The organism is Thermococcus thermotolerans (assembly GCF_024707485.1).
GTDB lineage: Archaea > Methanobacteriota_B > Thermococci > Thermococcales > Thermococcaceae > Thermococcus > Thermococcus thermotolerans.
This window is the reverse complement of sequence record NZ_CP102602.1, coordinates 561,598-576,791: the sequence shown is the minus strand read 5'-3', so window position 1 is coordinate 576,791 and position 15,194 is coordinate 561,598. Positions and strand designations below refer to the sequence as shown.

The 15,194-nt window shown below is 53.9% G+C and carries 21 protein-coding genes; 11 read left to right on the top strand and 10 right to left on the bottom strand.

What is annotated here, in order from left to right; translation table 11 throughout:
• The first annotated feature begins 42 nt into the window (after window positions 1-42).
• From NUS69_RS03365 to NUS69_RS03345, 5 genes are all read left to right on the top strand, one after another.
• The gene (locus NUS69_RS03365; RefSeq protein ID WP_055428824.1) at window positions 43-273 is read left to right on the top strand and encodes an LSm family protein; all 231 of its coding nucleotides are present in this window, start codon (window positions 43-45) and stop codon (window positions 271-273) included.
• Between the two features lie 25 nt (window positions 274-298).
• Window positions 299-490, top strand: coding sequence for a 50S ribosomal protein L37e (locus NUS69_RS03360; RefSeq protein ID WP_055428825.1), 192 nt, complete (start codon window positions 299-301; stop codon window positions 488-490).
• A 108-nt stretch (window positions 491-598) separates the two neighbouring features.
• On the top strand, window positions 599-1,999 hold the full coding sequence (locus NUS69_RS03355) for an MATE family efflux transporter (protein WP_258084428.1): 1,401 nt from the start codon (window positions 599-601) through the stop codon (window positions 1,997-1,999).
• 47 nt (window positions 2,000-2,046) lie between these two features.
• Window positions 2,047-2,268 (top strand): type II toxin-antitoxin system VapB family antitoxin, encoded by a 222-nt coding sequence (gene vapB / locus NUS69_RS03350; protein WP_258084427.1) that lies wholly within the window; start codon window positions 2,047-2,049, stop codon window positions 2,266-2,268.
• Window positions 2,255-2,653, top strand: coding sequence for a type II toxin-antitoxin system VapC family toxin (locus NUS69_RS03345; RefSeq protein WP_258084426.1), 399 nt, complete (start codon window positions 2,255-2,257; stop codon window positions 2,651-2,653). Before vapB ends, NUS69_RS03345 begins: the two co-directional genes overlap by 14 nt.
• Here the strand turns inward: NUS69_RS03345 and NUS69_RS03340 are convergent.
• From NUS69_RS03340 to NUS69_RS03325, 4 genes are all read right to left on the bottom strand, one after another.
• Window positions 2,650-3,744, bottom strand: coding sequence for a VIT1/CCC1 transporter family protein (locus NUS69_RS03340; protein ID WP_258084425.1), 1,095 nt, complete (start codon window positions 3,742-3,744; stop codon window positions 2,650-2,652). The two genes, NUS69_RS03345 and NUS69_RS03340, sit on opposite strands and share 4 nt — an antisense overlap.
• 66 nt (window positions 3,745-3,810) lie before the next feature.
• On the bottom strand, window positions 3,811-4,947 hold the full coding sequence (locus NUS69_RS03335; RefSeq protein ID WP_258084424.1) for a tRNA (guanine(10)-N(2))-dimethyltransferase: 1,137 nt from the start codon (window positions 4,945-4,947) through the stop codon (window positions 3,811-3,813).
• A 45-nt stretch (window positions 4,948-4,992) separates the two neighbouring features.
• Window positions 4,993-5,259 (bottom strand): 50S ribosomal protein L35ae, encoded by a 267-nt coding sequence (locus NUS69_RS03330; RefSeq protein WP_258084423.1) that lies wholly within the window; start codon window positions 5,257-5,259, stop codon window positions 4,993-4,995.
• 50 nt (window positions 5,260-5,309) lie between these two features.
• Entirely contained in the window at window positions 5,310-5,972 is a 663-nt protein-coding gene (locus NUS69_RS03325) for an HAD family hydrolase (RefSeq protein WP_258084422.1), read from the bottom strand.
• 124 nt (window positions 5,973-6,096) lie between these two features.
• Between NUS69_RS03325 and pepQ the strand changes: the two genes are divergently transcribed.
• On the top strand, window positions 6,097-7,143 hold the full coding sequence (pepQ, locus tag NUS69_RS03320; protein ID WP_258084421.1) for a Xaa-Pro dipeptidase PepQ: 1,047 nt from the start codon (window positions 6,097-6,099) through the stop codon (window positions 7,141-7,143).
• Window positions 7,144-7,203: 60 nt separating this feature from the next.
• Entirely contained in the window at window positions 7,204-8,277 is a 1,074-nt protein-coding gene (locus NUS69_RS03315) for an mRNA surveillance protein pelota (protein ID WP_258084420.1), read from the top strand.
• Here NUS69_RS03315 and NUS69_RS03310 read toward each other — a convergent pair.
• From NUS69_RS03310 to NUS69_RS03285, 6 genes are read right to left on the bottom strand one after another with little or no spacing between them, the layout of a single operon-like run.
• The gene (locus NUS69_RS03310; protein WP_258084911.1) at window positions 8,270-8,506 is read right to left on the bottom strand and encodes a HEPN domain-containing protein; all 237 of its coding nucleotides are present in this window, start codon (window positions 8,504-8,506) and stop codon (window positions 8,270-8,272) included. The two genes, NUS69_RS03315 and NUS69_RS03310, sit on opposite strands and share 8 nt — an antisense overlap.
• Before the next feature lie 8 nt (window positions 8,507-8,514).
• A complete protein-coding gene (locus tag NUS69_RS03305; RefSeq protein WP_258084419.1) occupies window positions 8,515-8,637 on the bottom strand; it encodes a HEPN domain-containing protein in 123 nt (40 codons plus the stop codon).
• Window positions 8,634-8,951, bottom strand: a complete 318-nt coding sequence (locus tag NUS69_RS03300) for a nucleotidyltransferase domain-containing protein (RefSeq protein ID WP_258084418.1) — start codon at window positions 8,949-8,951, stop codon at window positions 8,634-8,636. The genes NUS69_RS03305 and NUS69_RS03300 overlap by 4 nt, the downstream gene beginning before the upstream one ends.
• Before the next feature lie 25 nt (window positions 8,952-8,976).
• A complete protein-coding gene (locus NUS69_RS03295) occupies window positions 8,977-9,975 on the bottom strand; it encodes an AIR synthase family protein (RefSeq protein ID WP_258084417.1) in 999 nt (332 codons plus the stop codon).
• Entirely contained in the window at window positions 9,972-10,766 is a 795-nt protein-coding gene (locus tag NUS69_RS03290; protein WP_258084416.1) for a 7-cyano-7-deazaguanine synthase, read from the bottom strand. Before NUS69_RS03290 ends, NUS69_RS03295 begins: the two co-directional genes overlap by 4 nt.
• 37 nt (window positions 10,767-10,803) lie before the next feature.
• On the bottom strand, window positions 10,804-11,166 hold the full coding sequence (locus NUS69_RS03285) for a DUF4870 domain-containing protein (protein ID WP_258084415.1): 363 nt from the start codon (window positions 11,164-11,166) through the stop codon (window positions 10,804-10,806).
• 216 nt (window positions 11,167-11,382) lie between these two features.
• On the opposite strand from NUS69_RS03285, the gene NUS69_RS03280 reads away from it, so the two are divergent.
• The 4 genes from NUS69_RS03280 to NUS69_RS03265 all read left to right on the top strand — a co-directional run bounded on the left by NUS69_RS03280 (window position 11,383) and on the right by NUS69_RS03265 (window position 15,190).
• Window positions 11,383-11,610 (top strand): FeoA family protein, encoded by a 228-nt coding sequence (locus NUS69_RS03280; protein ID WP_258084910.1) that lies wholly within the window; start codon window positions 11,383-11,385, stop codon window positions 11,608-11,610.
• A gap of 10 nt (window positions 11,611-11,620) precedes the next feature.
• The gene (gene feoB, locus NUS69_RS03275; RefSeq protein ID WP_258084414.1) at window positions 11,621-13,597 is read left to right on the top strand and encodes a ferrous iron transport protein B; all 1,977 of its coding nucleotides are present in this window, start codon (window positions 11,621-11,623) and stop codon (window positions 13,595-13,597) included.
• Between the two features lie 9 nt (window positions 13,598-13,606).
• A complete protein-coding gene (locus NUS69_RS03270; RefSeq protein ID WP_258084413.1) occupies window positions 13,607-13,861 on the top strand; it encodes a DUF2250 domain-containing protein in 255 nt (84 codons plus the stop codon).
• Between the two features lie 87 nt (window positions 13,862-13,948).
• A complete protein-coding gene (locus NUS69_RS03265; protein ID WP_258084412.1) occupies window positions 13,949-15,190 on the top strand; it encodes an NDP-sugar synthase in 1,242 nt (413 codons plus the stop codon).
• Window positions 15,191-15,194 lie beyond the last annotated feature (4 nt).

The window sequence follows — 15,194 nt, the reverse complement described above, 5'->3', positions numbered from 1 at the left end:
TCGTTATCGTTACGAGCTTTGATTATTTGGAGGTGCGTGAAAATGGCGGAAAGACCACTCGATGTTATCCACAGGTCGCTCGATAAGGACGTGCTCGTGCTCCTGAAGAGGGGTTCCGAGTTCAGGGGCAGGCTCATCGGTTACGACATCCACCTGAACGTTGTCCTCGCCGATGCTGCCCTCATTCAGGACGGCGAGGTCGTGAAGAAGTACGGTAAAATCGTCATCAGGGGAGACAACGTTCTGGCCATTTCCCCTGTCGAGATTGAGTGAAGTGAGACCTTAGTGGGGTGATAGCATGGGAAGCGGGACTGCACCGAAGGGCAGGAGGAACCACACTCCAACTCACATTAAGTGCAGGCGCTGTGGAAAGCGCGCCTACAACATCAAGAAGGGCTACTGCGCCTCGTGCGGCTTCGGCAGGAGTAGGCGCATGAGGAAGTACAGCTGGTCCCACAAGTGGAGGAAGAAGAGGAACCTCCCCTACTGAGCCCTTTTATTTTCTCTTTTGGACGTTCCTTCCGAGTTGTAATATCCCACTATCACCACAACCCTTATTAACTTCTATATCTGCTTTATCGTTTAGAGGGACGTCTTAATGATCCGCCTCAACGAAGACCAGCGCCGTCTCTGGAACCTCGCCTGGCCCGCGATAATGGGCAACATATCCCAGACGCTTCTCAACCTAGTGGATATGATGATGGTCGGCCAGCTGGGTGCTTTAGCTCTGGCCGCCGTTGGCCTCGGTGGACAGGTCAGCTGGTTCATGATGCCGATAATGGCGGCCATTGCTACGGGAACACTCGCCCTCGTTGCGAGGTTCGCTGGAGCAAAGGACGATGTTAACGCGACCCTCGCTCTGGAGCAGAGCCTTTACCTTGCTTTCCTTCTCGGGATTCCGGTCATGCTCTTCGGCTGGTTTCTGGGGGATGATATACTCAGGGTGATGGGCGCCAGGCCGGATGTCATCCAACTCGGATATGAGTACATCAAAGTCCTTTTTGCGTTCTACCCAATACGATTCGCAGGATTTACCGCCTTTGCTGCCCTCAGGGGTGCGGGAGACACCAAAACACCTATGAAGCTCGGTATTTTGATGAACATAATCAACGCAGTCTTTGATTATCTCCTCATCTTCGGAAAGTTTGGCTTTCCGCGGCTCGGTCCTGTCGGTGCCGCCTGGGCATCGGGAATAGGGATAACGACCTCGTTCCTAATCGGCCTCTACCTCCTCTGGAGCGGGAAGCTTATACTCCACTTTAAACCGAGCTGGAGCTTCCATCCCGACATGGCCGGGAGGATCCTCCGCATAGGCATCCCCACGATGATCGAACGCGGAATATTCAGCTTCTACAACTTCCTCTACATGAGCATAGTCACTCGCTTCGGAACCGTTGCGTTAGCCGCCCATCAGGTGGGCCTGCGCGTTGAGAGCATCGCATACATGCCGGCGTTTGGCTTCAACGTGGCCACCTCGGCCCTAGTCGGTCAGAGCCTCGGCGAGGAAAACCCAGAGAAGGCAGAGAAGACTGTCTACGAGGCACTGAAAATGGTTGGCATCTTCATGAGCGTCATGGCGGCTATCCTGATAATATTCCCGCGCTACCTAGTTATGCCCTTCATAAATCCGAGCGACCCCAACTACGGCGAAGTACTTCACCTAGCCAGCATATACCTGATAATCGTCGGTATAAGCGAGATTCCCCTCGGCTGGCTCTTCGTCCTCGGCGGTGCACTGAGAGGAGCGGGAGACACCAAGACTCCGATGTACATAACCGCCACCAGCAAGCTTCTCTTCCGGATAATTCCGGCATATTTACTCGGCTTTGGCTTCTCTATTCCGTCGTTTGATGTGCTCGGTATAACCTTCCCGGGGTTTACTTTCGAGGGACTCGGTGTCATAGCGGCATGGATAGCCATGAGCTTGGAGACCTTCACGACGGCGGCCCTCTTCTGGTGGGCGTTCAAGAGAGGAAAATGGAAATATGTGAGGGTATGACAGCAACGTTTATATCTTTGTAATGCGTTTTTGTAAACGGTGATTATATGGCCGTCATAAGCGTCCGCGTTCCGGACGAGCTAAAGGAGAAGATGAAGAAGTACGACATTAACTGGAGCGAGGAGATAAGGAGGTTCATAGCTTTGAGGATAAGCAAAGAGGAAAAGAAAAGAACCCTTGAGAGGATGCACGAATTGCTTGCCGGAGGAACCCCCACCAGGGAAGGGACCGCAAAAAGATATGTGAGGGAGGATCGTGATAGCAATTGACGCCTCCGTCCTTGCGAAGTACATCCTCCTCGAACCCGGCTGGGAACAGGTGGAGGAACTGCTCCTAAAAGACGTTATCTCGCTTGACTACGCCTTGGTAGAGGTCTCAAACGCCCTCTGGAAGCATCACGTCCTCTACGGAAGAATCTCACGGGAGGAGTTTGAGAGAAGGTCCCGCGTGATTGACGCGATCCCCAATGTGGTTGTTCTGGAAAACGGAGTTGAGTATCTTCCACCTGCGAGGGGTATAGCTCTGGAGCACAAAATCACGGTTTATGACGCCCTCTACATCGCCCAGGCACTCAAATACGGAAAGCTCGCCACGAGCGATGAAAAGCAGGGAGAAATAGCAAAAAAACTCGGCATCGAGGTGTTCTACCTCTAAAGCGCCGAGACGTTGAAGAGGGCCTCCATCAGCCGGCCGAAGAGATAGCTCAGGAACGCCGCGCCCAGTCCCGTCGCCACCATCTCCGCAACCTTCTTCCTGATGGATATTCCCGAGAGCAGGGAGATCAGCGTGGCCACTATCGCCAGGGCGGATCCCGCTAAGAGTATTGAGAACGGGAGTGCGGTTAATGAGCTGGAGGCGAGGAAGTAGGGTGTAACCGGAAAGGCAACACCGACCAGATAAGAAAGACCGGTGTAGAGCGCCGCCCTTATCTCGTTTTCCTCAGCCTCAGGAAGGAGGAGCTGCATAATCGCCTCGCTGTTGTCGGCGAGCTCTCTCGCAACTTCCTTCGCGACCTCTTCGGGCATTCCTCCCTCGACGAGCTTCTCCACCAACTCCTCAGCGGCTCTTTCGGGCGAGACTCTGAAGAGGACCTCCATTCTGTCGCGGATGGATTCCTTCACCTGTCTTTGAGAGCGGACGGAGACGAAGGTGCCTATCGCCATGGAGAGGGCCCCGGCGACGCCGACTATCAGACCGCTTATTCCAACGAGCTGTGGGTTGTTTGGATAAACTGCAGACAGACCCGTAACGGCACCGAGGATTTCAACCAGCCCGTCGTTCATGCCAAGAACGAGGTCTCGTGTGTTCTCGACGTGGAAGCGCTTCTTGCTCTCGTAAAAGAACTTCTCGTGCTCAAGCTCGTCGAGTATGACCTCCTTTATCTCCCTCATCTCCTCCTCGCTGAACCCCTCGGCGTAGGTGGTCAGGTATTTGAAGTACTTTCCTATCGCACTGTTCTCGCCCATTTCGAGAAGGGAAGCTACCGAGCCCGGCCCGAGAATCCTCCGAAGGAGTTTGACGCTGAAGATTGTGAGCCTCTTCACGGAAGGCTTTGGAACTTCCCCACCGTGCCGCTTTATGAAGTCGTGCCAGAACTTGGCGTGCTTTGATTCGATGTTTGAGAGCCTCAGAAATTCCTTCTTTATCTCCTCATCTTTTTCGATCCTCGCAAGCTGAGCGTATAGAACCGAGTCGGCGTACTCATCTGTATAAAACTCCCTGGCAAGCTCGATCATCTCGTCCATTGGCTCACCCCCTAAAAATCATACCGGGACAGGTTAAATACATATCGAAAAGTTCAGAACCTGAACTCATTGAATGGATTTCAGAACCTCCAGGACTTCCTCAAAGGGTGCGTCGGTTTTCAGCGCCACCGGCGAGAAGTGCGTTCTCGTGGCGCGATAACCTTTCTCGCGGAGGGCCCCGATTATATCCACGAGCTTTCCGACCTGAATGTTGTTCCTCCTAGCCAGAGCGTGGGTGTCGTAGTGGAACGGAACGTCCAGTTCCCCTGCGAGTGTTTTGATGAATTGGAGCGTCTTTTTGTGGGCGAGGGAATGAGTACCTGCCAGGCTCAGCATTTCATCGACGAATTCCTGGGTCTTGAGGGGGCCGAGCCACAGCGGGCCGTGGGCCGGAAGCCCCTCCGGGATGAACGCCTTCTCATACTCGAAGCGGCCGTTGGGTTCTTGCCGGAGGTAGCCAAGGTTTGAAAGGCTCCCGTCGGCCTTCCTCGCGCCACTCTTCAGCCTCAGGAATGCACGGAAGTAGTGGTCGCGGTAGTATGCCAACAGGACATCCACACCGAGGTCGTACTTGGCGGCGTATCTAACAACCGTTCCGATGAGGATTCTCAGTCCGGCCTCGTGGCAGAGCTCGCCCCGTATGGGCTCGGCGAGGTATTTCCTGCGGCAGGCATGTCGGTAGGCCCCGCAGAGGACGCCGGTGTCGGTGGCGGTAATGGCAAGAACACCCCTTCTCCTGACGCTCCTCAGGGCCGTGTCCAGGAACTCAACCGGTGAGCCGAAGGGATCCAAGTCCAAGAAATCAAAGTACCGGAACTTTTCAGCCATAAGCCTGTTGGCGTCGTCGAGGTTGGCCACCATCTCCTTCTTTCCCTGAAAAGCGATACTTTTCTCACTTATCCACTCCCCCTCAACGCCGAGGTTCAGCCGGACGTTTTTCAGGATCAGGTTGAAGGCATCGGGATTTATGTCGTTGAGCCAGACTTCTTCGGCCGGAGTTTCGAGGGCGTAGCGGATGCCCCTTATTCCGGTCGCGGAGAGGGCATCGAGAACCCTCTTTGGTTTGAATATCCCCACGGCCAGGACGCTTATATCGCGGTTTAATGCCATGACAGGGTTGTAGAAGACGGGGGCGTCGTATATCCTCTCCGCCTTTGGGACAAGGATTTTTGCAAGGCCCTCACGCACCTCAATGAACCCCATTCTCCCACCGGAGAAAGAAAAGGTTGGGAGGTTTAAAGGGTTTCTCTAAAGGATTTCGACGTAGTCGCCGAGGGCCTGACCTGGTAGGCCCGGCTTGAAGTATGCCTTTACTTCGCCCCTGTTGCCGTGGGTCTTGAGGATTTTACCGTACATCTTCCTGCCGGTTGGAGTCGTCCAGACGACCTTCCTGCCTATGAGCCTTGAAGCCGCGTTCCTGTCGTCGATGCCGAGAGGTTTCAGAATCATGTGGTGGTTGTCCTGATGTTCGTGGGTCCCGGCGTAGGCAAGGACGAGAGCCTTCCCCCTGGCCATCGCCCTCACCCCCACCGACTCCTACCGATTCGGGGTTGCGTGGGAGACTTTTAAGGTTTATCCTCAAAACCTGCCAGTCCGTCGTCTATGTTGAGGACTTCCCGTATGCTCTTGATCTTGATGAAGTTTTCCCTGTCAAACAGCAGTGCCACATCGCTCTTGTAGGGGGAGAACTTCTGGACAAAGAGAGTGTTATCGTCCAGAACGTACGTGAACCTGCTGGGACTGTCGTCAACCCAGACAAACGGCTCCTCTGGGTAGAGCTCCCGCAGTGTCTCAAACTTCTTGAGCATGTCCCTAGTCCCTTTAAACGTTATGACCTCGTCGAACTCGTCGTACCATCCCGTCTTTTTCATGAAAATGACCTTCCCTCCGGGGTACGTATGCTCCCCAGAAAAGCTTATTACCTTCCTTCCCCGCATCCTGAGCTCCCTGACGACCTCCCTGGCGAACGGAAAGTCTTTGATGTACCGGGGCATGAGCTTGTAGTACTCGTGTATCGTGCCCTGGGCAACGAGCTCGTGGATGACTCCAAGGTACTGGTAGGTGAGCTTGCCCTTGATGAAGAGGAAAAGCGCCTTGTAGTAGTCCTCGTAGAGGTCGCTCTCTATTACCGCTGGAATTGTCTTCTCGATAGCGATTCTGAGGGCCTTTTCGACCGCCCCGGTGCTGTCCACAAGGGTGCCGTCGAAGTCAAACAGGTACACCGTCACTTTGATCCCCTGGATAGTTTCCTCTCAGGGTTTATAACTCCTTTCGGTTTCTCCGCGGGCATGCAGGATGCTCTCCGAAAGGGTTTTATTGGTGGTACAGTTAAAGAGACCCGGTGGTTGCCAGATGAGGATTAAAAGGCTCCAGGAATTCATTGTGGAGAAGGAACTTGATGCCGCTTTGATAACAGCAAAAGAAAACCTCTTCTACTTCACAGGAAGTTCCCCTGTTTTAGGTGGTTACCTCGTTGTTACTCCTGACGATGTCCTTTTCATAGTCCCCGAGCTTGAATATGAGGAGGCAAGGGAGACCTCGAAGGTACCCGTGGATAAATTCAAGACAGGTAAAGAACTTTACGAGAAACTTAAAGGATTTAAACCCACAAAGCTTGGCATCGAGGGGAAGACCAGCTTCTCAACGGTTCAGTCCCTCAAAGAAAAGGCCGGGGTGGAGGACTTCGTTGTGGTTGATGACGTCATCAAAGAGCTAAGGATTATCAAGACGCCCGAAGAGATTGAGGCCATAAAGGCCGCCTGCGAAATAGCGGACATGGCCATGATGGCTGCCCTTGAGGAAATAAGCGAGGGCAAGCGCGAGAGGGAGATAGCGGCGAAGATGGAGTACGTCATGAAGATGAATGGGGCAGAGAAGCCGGCCTTCGACACGATAATAGCCAGCGGATGGCGTTCTGCCCTGCCCCACGGGGTCGCCAGCGACAAGAGGATAGAGAAGAGTGATCTGGTCGTCATCGACGAGGGGGCTTTATACCAGCACTACCACTCGGACACGACCCGGACCATAGTCGTGGGAAGCCCCAACGAGAAGCAGAAGGACATCTACTACGCCGTCCTTGAGGCCCAGAGAAAGGGCGTTGAAGCGGCCAGGCCTGGCATAACGGCCAAAGAGCTCGATACAATCGTCAGGGACGTCATCAAGGAGTACGGCTACGGAGACAACTTCATACACTCCACAGGACACGGCGTAGGACTTCAGATACACGAGTGGCCGCGCGTGAGCCAGCAGGACGAGACCGTTCTCAAGCCGGGGATGGTCATAACAATCGAGCCAGGCATTTACATTCCCAAGTTCGGCGGAGTTAGGATAGAGGACACCGTCGTCATAACCGAGAACGGAGCGAGGAGGCTTACAAAGACCGAGAGGGAGCTTATCTGATTTCTCCCCCTTTGGCAACTTTTTAAACCTAAACGCCAACTCTTTTTGGGAGGTGAGAGGGTGCAGATAATCCACCAGGACGTCAAGGAGGGCAAGATAAAGGTCAAGGCCGAGACGCTCGACGACCTCTGGCACCTCTATCACATCATAGACCCGGGCGACGTTGTTTATGCCAAAACGCTCAGGAAGCAGAGTCAGAGGAGCGATTCGCTCAGAGCCGAGAAGGTCGAGGTCATTCCAGTCTTCCTCGGAGTTAGGGCTGAAAAGATAAACTTTCACAAGTTCGCCAACCAGGTCCGCGTCACCGGGCCGATAGTCTACGCCAGCAGGGACGACGTCCCCCTCGGCAAGTACCACACGATAGCCATAGAGGAAGGCACGGTCGTTACCCTACAGAAGCCCCGCTGGAAGGAGCACCACATCGAGCGCCTTAAGGAGGCCGTGGAAGCTTCAAAGCGCGCCCGTGTCATGATAGTCGTCATAGACGACGGGGAAGCCGATATGGCGATAATCAGGGAGTACGGCGTCGAGATACTCAAGGGGATACGCTACAACCTCGGCGGAAAGAGGTACAACACAAACCGCGAGAGCGAGGAGAAGAAGTTCTTCCACGATGTCGCTAAGAGCATGGAGGAGATAATAAGCAGGGAGGGCATAGAGAGGGCCATAGTAGCCGGTCCCGGCTTCGTCAAGGAGGATTTCTACAAGTTCCTGCGCGAGAATTATCCCGAGCTGGCGAAGAAGGTGGTCATCGAAGATACGAGCGTGACCGGAAGGACCGGCATCTACGAGGTCATAAGGCGCGGAACGGTCGATAAGGTCTACCACGAGAACCGCGTCGCCAAGGAGGTCCAGCTCGTCGAGAAGGTGCTCGAAAATATAGCTAAGAACAATGGTCTGGCAGCTTACGGTTTCAGAGAGGTAGAGGAGGCCGTCAATTACGGCGCGGTTGAGACGCTCTTGGTTCTCGACGAGCTCCTCAAGGGAGAGCACAGGGAGAAGATCGAGGAGCTAATGGACGCGGTGAGGTATTCGAGGGGTGAGGTCGTGGTCGTCAGCTCGGAGCACGAGGGCGGCGACAAGCTGAAGGCCCTTGGCGGCCTGGCGGCACTGCTGAGGTTCAGGATTAGGTGAGTCTGGAACCCACAAATTCAAGGACGAGCTCGGCCAGCTTTATCGCATTTTCTGCCTCTTCTTTGTCCGGTTCGTGAATGGTAGGGTATCTCGCCTCGACGGCATAGGCGGTTAGAAGATCCACATCATTATCGAAGAGTTTCAAGAATTCAGAATCCACCTCCGCGCACAGGAGTATGAGCTCCCCGATGTCGTGGGTCCGTTTGATGGGTTTTCCCTTTGATATCAAAAACGCCTTCAAAGCCTTTTCAGCGCACTGCTGAGCGTGGAAGTTGCATAGTCGTAGAAGTCAAGGGAGAGACTGTTTTTGGCAAGCACAAGGTCTTTTTCAGCCTTTTTGAGCCATTCTCTAAAGCTCAAATTTTCACACCCTCCCGAAGGGCGTAGTAATAAACAAAACCTGTATCATCCTTGACCTTTTCAAGCTCATCACTTGATATAAAGAGGACGTCTACTTTGATTCCTTTTAACAGAAGTTCCCTGTGTACCCTTTTGTACGCTTCCAGCTCTATCTTTCTCTCGATTGGTTCTGATAGCACAACCAGAACATCCCAATCACTATCGTTCCTAAAATCGCCCCTAAGCCGGGAACCGAAGAGGATTATATCATCGACATCAAGACCAAGCTCTCGCGATACCCTAAGAATCACATCCCGGATAATCTCCCGACTCATGGTCTGTAATACCCCCTCTTGGTATTTATCTTTTGCTGTACAGCGCCACGTAGGGGTCGCTCTTAAACGTCGGAAACGCCTTCTCTTCCCCGTTTTCGATTAAAACCCGCTTTTTATCCGCGGTGAACTCCCCGAGCTCAAATGCAATAATCCCATTTTTCTGTAATTCTGTAATTAAGGAATCGGATTTTTCTGGTGGGGTTATCGCTATCAGCGTACCGGTGGAGGAGACGCTCCATGGGTCAACGCCGTAAAAGTCGAGGACTTTTTGCACCATCGGGTCGAGCCTGAGTTTTTCAGCATGGACTACAAAACCCGTCCCGGAGTTGTCGGCTATCTCGTGGAGGGCAGTTAAACCCCCTTCTGTGGCATCGTGCATGCCGCGGACAAAAGGTTTGGCTGTTAAAGCGTCAGGAACGGTGGTTTCAAATCTGAAAGACGTCTTAAGCCTGGATATTTCCCTGAAGGACAGGAGCTTTCTAAGCTCCCTCTCGCGGAAATATGCCGCCGAGACCGCGAACTCCAGGCCGACTTTGCCGGTCACGACTATTTTATCGCCGGGCTTTGCAAGTGGGAGCTTCAGTTCGTCCTTCCTAACGAGCCCCATCGCGGTGGTGGTAGCGATTGGCTCGGCCACACCTGGATAAGCGCCCGTATGGCCGCCGATTACCGAACTCCCGTACTTCCTGCATTCGGCGTTCAGGTCACGCATCGCCTTTTCGAGAAATTCCTTTTCGCTTCCGGGCGGAAGGAGGATATCAACAACGAGCCACCTCGGTCTTGCCCCGAAAACTGCAACATCGCTCCCGGCGAAGTGGTACGCAAAGAACCCGAAGGTCTCCTCCGGGACGCCCAGAACAGGATCCGTGGCGACGATCAGGTAGTGGTCGCGGCCGTATTCAAGGACTGCCGCATCAAAGCCCTCCCTTGGGCCGTAGACAACCCTCATGTCATCTATTCCGAGGTTGGGAAACACGACGTCCCTCAGGACGTCATTCCTCAGCTTTCCGGGCGGGAGCCTCATTCTTTGCCCTCCATGAACCTTGAAATAACTTCCCTCGCCTCGCTCAGCGTCTTCTCATCGCAGTCCCAGCACATTATCTCAAAGCTTGGCACTCGGACGCTCATGCGGACTTTCCTCCGCCGGGCGACTTTGCTTATCTCGTAGTTGGTCCTGTAAGCCAAGTCCATCAGCTCTGGGGTTACCCTCTCCTCCCGATCTATATACTGGAGCGGGCAGCCCTCGCGCCACTGCCTCCTCCGGGCGTGCTCGTACATGCGGTAGGGCTTTATTCCGGCCTCGTCCGCGAGTGCCTCAACTTCCTCGGCGGTGTACTTTATGAGGGGCCTGAAGAAAGGAACCCCTATCCTCGGAATTCCACACAGCCTTATATCACCCTCACACTGGTCCAGCAAGGCCCCGATGATTTTGTCGTTGGCGTTGTCGCCTTTAGCTAGGACGTCAAAGCCGTTGTTGAGGGCGAACCACTTGGCGTTCCAGAGCATGACCTTCTTGCAGTTGATGCATATCGGCCCCTTTCTCCCCACCGCTTCGCGCAGAAGGCCGTCGGTTACGTCCACCAGGAAGTGCTCGACGCCGAGCCTCTTGGTGAAGCCCATAGTCCAGTTCAGCGTCTCCCTCCAACTCCAGCGGTGGAAGAATGTGAGGGCTGAAACGTCCAGACCGGCTTCCTTCAGCAGGTATAAGGCGAGCGAACTGTCCTTTCCGCCGGAAAAGAGAACGAGGATTCGTCTTCCATAGAGAGCATTCTCCTCTGAGAATTCTCTGATGTCCTCGACGGCTCTCTCAATCATGGGAAAAAGTAGCCGGGGAGGCTTAAAAATCTAAGCCTCATACGTTGACCTTACCGACCCACTGCTCCGCCAGGTCACCGAATATCGGGAACTTGTAACGCTCGCCTTGGTAGGCCTTGAGCATTCCGAGTATCCAGAACACCAGCGCAAGGAGGGACAGCAACATGCCGAGCAACATTCCCAGCAGGGGGATGAACCTGAAGATTATCTGCAGAACCCATATGCTGATGAAGGTTATCGTTGACTGCATCGCGTGGAAACGGACGAAGTCGCTCTCCTTCTCAAGCAGCAGAAGGATAATCCCCGTTATGGGGCCGAGCAGATATGCTATGAGCCCTTCAATGTTCTCCTCCATCCCGAGGGAGGTCTTTTTGGGCTCTTCCGGTGGAATCTCCTCCATTGCAAACACACCTCCGAAACTCAATTAATTGTATTTTACCCAACTCCTTAAATACCTTTCCAAAGTTTTAAGGCGTCCCTTTGGGAGCAGAACGGAAATTCTCTGAACCGGAAACTTTCTGATTTCGAACCCCTGAGTTTTGTTAGGCTCACCAAAGCTTTTTAAGGTTGTCGAGGGATTGGAATATCGAATTAGGAGAGCCTAACGGTGATGCTCATGGTTGTACCTTTAAGTGAGATGGGCCCCGGTGAGAGGGGAATCGTTGTCAATATCCTCGGAGGGCACAACGCCCGGCAGAAGCTTGTCTCCATGGGCTTAACCCCAGGGGCAACGATTCAGGTGCTCGAATCTCACCCCATGGGGCCAATAATAATCTCCGTCGGTGGAGTGAGGTTCGCCATAGGTAAGGGTCTTGCGGGCAAGGTCATGGTGAGGAAGCTCTGAGGTGTTCTTCATGATGAAGGTCGTGGCTCTTGCTGGAAACCCTAACGTCGGAAAGACGACAATCTTCAACTCTCTGACGGGAATGAGGCAGCACGTGGGCAACTGGCCCGGAGTGACTGTGGAGAAGAAGGAGGGAATACTTGAGTATGGGGGAGAGAAGTTCCTGGTGATCGACCTGCCGGGGATATACTCGCTCACCGCGCACTCCGTTGACGAGCTTGTCGCAAGGGATTTCCTCCTCAAGGGAAGCGCCGACGTGGTTGTTAACGTCGTCGATGCCACTGCCTTAATGAGGAACCTCTTTCTGACGATGGAGATTCTTGAGATGGGGCTGAAGAACGTCATCATTGCCCTGAACAAGATTGACCTGGCTGAGAAGAGGGGCATTGAGATAAACGTAAGGAGGATGGAAGAGCTCCTTGGGGTTCCGGTTGTCCCACTGAACGCAAAGGGAGGAGTCGGCCTGGATCAGCTTAAAGAGGCTGTTTCTAAAATGGCCGCCGGGGAGCTTCGGACAAATCCAGTCGTGCCGAAATACGACGGAGATGTCGAGAGGGAAATCGAGCACATAACCACCGTTCTCAGGGACACAAAACTGGCCGACCATTACAATCTCCGCTGGCTGGCGGTGAAGCTCCTCCAGAGGGACGACGGCGTCATAAAGCTCGTCCTCCGCCATCTTGGAAAGGAGAAGCTCGACGAGATCATGGGACATATATCTGAGGTCGAGGAGAGATACAAGAGGGCAATGGACCTCATAATAGCCAGCCAGAAGTACGAGTTCATAGACAGGCTCATGCACAGATTCGTCAGGTACTCCCACGAAGGGGGCGAGACCTTCAGTGATCAGCTCGACAGGTTTCTGACCCACCCGGTCTACGGTCTCTTCGCACTGTTCGGGGTGTTCTACGTTATTTTCAAGTTCGTCTTTGCGATCGGACTGCCCCTCCAGGGCATGCTGGATGACGGTTTCGTGGCTTTTGGCCAATGGCTGGCGCCCCATATCACCAACGAAGCACTGCGCGGTCTGATAGTCGACGGGATAATAGCCGGCGTTGGCTCCGTTCTCAGCTTTTTCCCGCTCGTCTTCCTGCTGTTCCTCTCCATGTCCATCCTGGAAGACGTTGGATACATGGCTAGAGCGGCTGTGGTCATGGAGCGCATCATGAGGAAGTTCGGCCTTCCCGGAAAGAGCTTTATACCGTTAGTGCTCGCCTTCGGCTGCAACGTCCCCGCTGTTATGTCAACGAGAACCCTCGACGATGAGAGGGACAGGATAGTGACCATGCTGGTAAATCCCCTAGTTCCATGTAGCGCCAGGCTGAGCGTCATAAGCTTCCTTGCCGGGGCGTTCTTTGCCAGCAACCAGGCGCTCGTTGCGGTGAGCATATATGCCACTGCAATCCTCCTTGCGCTGGTCGTGGCATGGATACTCAGCAGGTTCGTTGTGAAAGGTGAAGAGAGTCCGTTCATAATCGAACTGCCGGAGTACCTGATACCCTCGTGGAGGACTGTGACGCTTCACTCCTGGGAGAGGAGCAAGGAGTTCATCAAGAAAGCCGGGACGATTATCCTGCTCGGATCGATTGCCATCTGGTACCTTAGTGCTTACCCCGTTGAGATAGGAACCGGGGGAAGCTACGCCGAGAGGCTGGGAACCCTCTTTGAACCGTACATGGGGCTCATGGGGCTGGACTGGAAGGCGGCTGTTAGCCTGCTCTTTGGAATCATCGCCAAGGAGAACGTCATCTCGACCTACGGCATAATCTACGGCAGCGTTGACGAGATAGTAAATGCCATGACGCCCCTCCAGGCGTTTGTGCTGGCGCTCGTCACGACCCTTTACATACCTTGCATAGCAACAATAGGGGCCATAAGGGCCGAGAGCAACTGGAAGTGGGCGGCGTTTACCGTGATTTATATGATAGCCCTGGCAAGCATCGTGGGAATCCTGGTCTGGAACGTTGGCACGGCACTGGGGTACTGAGGTGGAGATATGCTTGAGAAGATACTGGAACTCATAAAGGCCGGAAAGAGCATCGACGAGATATCCGATGAACTCTCAATGCCTCTGGAGGAGGTGGAGGGTGCCCTGAAGATCCTGGAGAGCCTTGGCTATATCGAGAGGGTTGAATCCGGAAGCTCGGCCTGCGAGAGCTGTCCCCTCAGCAGTGTCTGTCCGGGTTCGTGTTTCAGGTTCAAGGGGAAGGTATACACCGTGACTGACTTTCGGATTAGTGGACAGAGATGAACCTCCAGCCCTTCCAGTTCATTACTGGGCATATTTAATGGCCGTAAAATATATAAGTTTCCCCCCGGAATGTTAAATGGTGATACCATGAAAGCTGTTATTCTTGCTGGCGGTTTTGGGACCCGGTTAAGGCCGCTCTCATCGACCAGACCAAAGCCCATGATCCCAGTTCTTGGAAAACCCAACCTCCAGTACCTCCTTGAGAGCCTGGAGAAGATACCGGAAATCGATGAGGTAATCCTCTCGGTTCACTACATGCGCGGTGAGATAAGGGAGTTCATAGACGAGAGGATGGCCGACTATCCCAAGGGCATCAAGTTCGTCAACGATCCCATGCCCCTTGAGACTGGCGGTGCCCTCAAAAACGTCGAGGAGTATGTGAGCGATGACTTTCTGGTTATCTACGGAGACGTATTCACGAACTTCAACTTCGAGGAACTGATAGAGGCCCACAAAGAGAACGACGGCATGATAACTGTTGCCGTGACCAAGGTATATGACCCCGAAAAGTATGGAGTCGTCGAAGTGGACGAGGAGAACAAGGTAACCCACTTCGAAGAAAAGCCCAAGAGGCCCAAGACGAACCTCGTTGATGCGGGAATATACGTTGTCAACAGGAAAGTGCTGGAGGCCATACCCCGCGGGAAGGAGGTCTATTTCGAGAGGGAAGTGCTTCCCAAGTTCGTGAGCCAGGGTGCCGTTTATGCCCACAAGATACCCCGGGAGTCCTACTGGATTGACCTCGGAACGCCCGACGACCTGTTCTACGCCCACCAGCTTGCCATGGATGAGATAACCAAACAGAACGGCTACTACACAATCAAGGAGGGAGCCGAAGTTCCAGAGGATGTCGAGATTCAGGGACCGGCATACATAGACGAGGGGGCAAAGATCGGGCACGGCGTTAAGATAAAGGCCTACACCTACATCGGCCCGAACACGGTTGTCGAGGAGAAGGCATACCTCAAGCGCGCCATACTCATTGGCAGCGACATCGTCAAGGAGCGCGCCGAGATAAAGGACAGCATCCTCGGAGAGGGCGTCGTCGTTGGAAAGAACGTTATCCTCAAGGAGAACGCCGTCGTCGGCGACTACGCAAGGATATACGACAACCTGGTCATCTACGGGGCAAAGGTACTACCGTGGAAGAAGGTCGAGGAGTACGAGGCGTACCTCAAGATAAAGCTCGACCCGACGAAGGTCAGGCCAGGTATCACGCCAGAGCGCTGTCCACTCGGCCTGCCGGAGTGCATCTACACCAAGTTCAAGGCGATAGCCGGCGAAAAGCCGCCATGTGACGAGTGCATAGAGAATCAGTGGCTCTTCTGAGCCC

Coding starts and splice junctions, on each gene's coding strand:
- NUS69_RS03300 (WP_258084418.1), bottom strand. CDS start 8,951: ATGAGTCGGGAGATTATCCGGGATGTGATTCTTAGGGTATCGCGAGAG.
- NUS69_RS03280 (WP_258084910.1), top strand. CDS start 11,383: ATGGTTGTACCTTTAAGTGAGATGGGCCCCGGTGAGAGGGGAATCGTT.
- NUS69_RS03330 (WP_258084423.1), bottom strand. CDS start 5,259: ATGGCCAGGGGGAAGGCTCTCGTCCTTGCCTACGCCGGGACCCACGAA.
- NUS69_RS03335 (WP_258084424.1), bottom strand. CDS start 4,947: ATGGGGTTCATTGAGGTGCGTGAGGGCCTTGCAAAAATCCTTGTCCCA.
- NUS69_RS03360 (WP_055428825.1), top strand. CDS start 299: ATGGGAAGCGGGACTGCACCGAAGGGCAGGAGGAACCACACTCCAACT.
- pepQ (WP_258084421.1), top strand. CDS start 6,097: ATGAGGATTAAAAGGCTCCAGGAATTCATTGTGGAGAAGGAACTTGAT.
- NUS69_RS03285 (WP_258084415.1), bottom strand. CDS start 11,166: ATGGAGGAGATTCCACCGGAAGAGCCCAAAAAGACCTCCCTCGGGATG.
- NUS69_RS03265 (WP_258084412.1), top strand. CDS start 13,949: ATGAAAGCTGTTATTCTTGCTGGCGGTTTTGGGACCCGGTTAAGGCCG.
- NUS69_RS03340 (WP_258084425.1), bottom strand. CDS start 3,744: ATGGACGAGATGATCGAGCTTGCCAGGGAGTTTTATACAGATGAGTAC.
- NUS69_RS03290 (WP_258084416.1), bottom strand. CDS start 10,766: ATGATTGAGAGAGCCGTCGAGGACATCAGAGAATTCTCAGAGGAGAAT.
- feoB (WP_258084414.1), top strand. CDS start 11,621: ATGATGAAGGTCGTGGCTCTTGCTGGAAACCCTAACGTCGGAAAGACG.
- vapB (WP_258084427.1), top strand. CDS start 2,047: ATGGCCGTCATAAGCGTCCGCGTTCCGGACGAGCTAAAGGAGAAGATG.
- NUS69_RS03355 (WP_258084428.1), top strand. CDS start 599: ATGATCCGCCTCAACGAAGACCAGCGCCGTCTCTGGAACCTCGCCTGG.
- NUS69_RS03270 (WP_258084413.1), top strand. CDS start 13,607: ATGCTTGAGAAGATACTGGAACTCATAAAGGCCGGAAAGAGCATCGAC.
- NUS69_RS03365 (WP_055428824.1), top strand. CDS start 43: ATGGCGGAAAGACCACTCGATGTTATCCACAGGTCGCTCGATAAGGAC.
- NUS69_RS03295 (WP_258084417.1), bottom strand. CDS start 9,975: ATGAGGCTCCCGCCCGGAAAGCTGAGGAATGACGTCCTGAGGGACGTC.